The sequence below is a fragment of the Dactylosporangium darangshiense genome, from assembly GCF_039537565.1.
In the GTDB taxonomy this organism is placed as follows: Bacteria; Actinomycetota; Actinomycetes; order Mycobacteriales; family Micromonosporaceae; genus Dactylosporangium; species Dactylosporangium darangshiense.
The window spans coordinates 1-789 of the sequence record NZ_BAABAT010000214.1; the positions used below are offsets into that span (position 1 = coordinate 1).

The 789-nt window shown below is 74.7% G+C and carries 2 protein-coding genes; one reads left to right on the top strand and one right to left on the bottom strand.

Going from position 1 to position 789, the window contains the following annotated elements; genetic code table 11:
• On the bottom strand, positions 1-574 hold a 574-nt coding region (locus ABD901_RS58765), incomplete at its 3' end, for a phosphopantetheine-binding protein (RefSeq protein WP_345145121.1).
• A 10-nt stretch (positions 575-584) separates the two neighbouring features.
• Here ABD901_RS58765 and ABD901_RS58770 point away from each other — a divergent pair.
• Positions 585-789 (top strand): hypothetical protein (locus tag ABD901_RS58770; RefSeq protein WP_345145124.1); only part of this gene is annotated, 205 nt, incomplete at its 3' end.

A 789-nucleotide genomic window follows, 5' to 3' on the forward strand; every position in this document is an offset into this window, starting at 1 on the left:
GGGCCTTGACCAGCTCCTCCAGCTCCGACTCGTCGCCCTCGGCCGACAGCCCGAGCCGCGCCACGACGTCCCCGGCCACCTCCGCCCGCTTGATCGAGTCGATGCTGAGGTCCGCCTCCAGGTCCAGATCGAAATCGATGAGGTCGACCGGGTAACCGGTCCGCTCGCTCAGCACCGCCAGCACGGCACCCTGGAAGTCCGACGCGGCCGGTGCGGCGGTCCGGGGGTGCGGCATGCCAGGTGCGGGCGCCGAGACGGCGGCGACCGCCGCCGCCGACGTCGGCGCGTCGTCCAGCCGGATGGTGAGCCAGTCGACCATGGCCCGCACGGTCCGGGCCTTGACCAGCTCCTCCAGCTCCGACTCGTCGCCCTCGGCCGACAGCCCGAGCCGCGCCACGACGTCCCCGGCCACCTCCGCCCGCTTGATCGAGTCGATGCTAAGGTCCGCCTCCAGGTCCAGATCGAAATCGATGAGGTCGACCGGGTAACCGGTCCGCTCGCTCAGCACCGCCAGCACCGCACCCTGGAAGTCACGCTTCGGCGCCTCCACCACCAGCGCGGCGGTCGCGGTCACGGTGCTGACCTTGCCGTTACTGGCGCCCCCGTTGCTGGTGCCGCCGGTACTGGACGGCGTGAACACGGCCATCGCGGGCGGCATCGACACGGGCGCGGCGGACACCGGCGCGCTCGCCGGGAGCGGCGCCGGCAGCGACGGCTTCGCGGCGGCGGGCGCCGGCAGCGACGGCCTCGCGGCGGGCGGCGGCGGCAGCGGCGGGCTCGCGGCGGCCG